Origin of the sequence: Clostridium sp. MCC353 (assembly GCF_018785315.1) — a bacterium.
In the GTDB taxonomy this organism is placed as follows: domain Bacteria; phylum Bacillota; class Clostridia; order Lachnospirales; family Lachnospiraceae; genus CHH4-2.
This window is the reverse complement of sequence record NZ_WQPN01000114.1, coordinates 1-815: the sequence shown is the minus strand read 5'-3', so window position 1 is coordinate 815 and position 815 is coordinate 1. Positions and strand designations below refer to the sequence as shown.

Genomic DNA, 815 nt, shown 5'->3' with positions numbered 1-815 from the left:
GAATGGGCATCGGACCGTCTTTTTCTATCCCTGGAGCCTTAGTTTCACTTACGGTTGGAAGCTGGTTTTCATCCCCGAAGAATTCCCCTGGGCCCGCCCCCATCCAAACATCCAGCCCGTCCCCTCGTCCCGCTTTCCTGCGTAACTTCCTCAATTAAATCCCAATTTTGTATTACTTATTCATCAAATTCAACGATCACATAAAATCCTCGTGAATTTTCTTTGATATCTTTTACTATGCCGGATCTGGACTTGAGGCGTTCTCGGTTGGGGAAGCAGCCGGACATGGCTACGGCGGGTTCTATAATGTAGCTGTAATTTGTTCCTTCTCGTTCGATGATTTCTACGGTGTCACCTATATTTACAAGTCCTTGGCGTTCCATTTTAAATTCTATTTCTCTCATATTGAATACCCCTTATGTTAATTTTTAATGATATTATATCAGATTTGGAGGAGTTTTGAAGAAATTATTAAGACGTCAGTTGTAAACTGAAATTCCATACCTGTGATTTCAGTTATAGAGTAAACGTTTTATTTATTAGGGAAAAGCAACAGGTATGGATTTTCCTTTACAAACAGAGTTTTTGAAGATCAGCCTATCGTGTCTGGTCTTCTTTTTATGCTATCCTTATCTCTGTCGGTGGCAGGGAAGGAGCTTAATCATGTCTAAATTTTTAACATATGAGGAACGCCTTATGATCGCTCAGGGATTAAAGGAACATAAGTCCTTTGGGGCAATCGGAACGCTTATTGGAAAGGACCGCACAACCGTTGCAAAAGAAATCAAACGGCATTCCTTTGAAAAGAAGTCCGG

General features: G+C 41.0%; 2 protein-coding genes. One reads left to right on the top strand and one right to left on the bottom strand.

Annotated features, from left to right (window positions below):
• Nucleotides 1-176: 176 nt before the first annotated feature.
• Entirely contained in the window at nt 177-404 is a 228-nt protein-coding gene (locus tag GPL15_RS19615; protein WP_215700368.1) for a hypothetical protein, read from the bottom strand.
• A gap of 154 nt (nt 405-558) precedes the next feature.
• On the opposite strand from GPL15_RS19615, the gene GPL15_RS28145 reads away from it, so the two are divergent.
• The coding region (locus tag GPL15_RS28145; RefSeq protein ID WP_346345008.1) for a helix-turn-helix domain-containing protein at nt 559-815 on the top strand (257 nt) is incomplete at its 3' end.

Bases quoted from the DNA above. Each gene is read 5' to 3' on its own strand.
- GPL15_RS19615 (WP_215700368.1), bottom strand. From the start codon at position 404: ATGAGAGAAATAGAATTTAAAATGGAACGCCAAGGACTTGTAAATATA.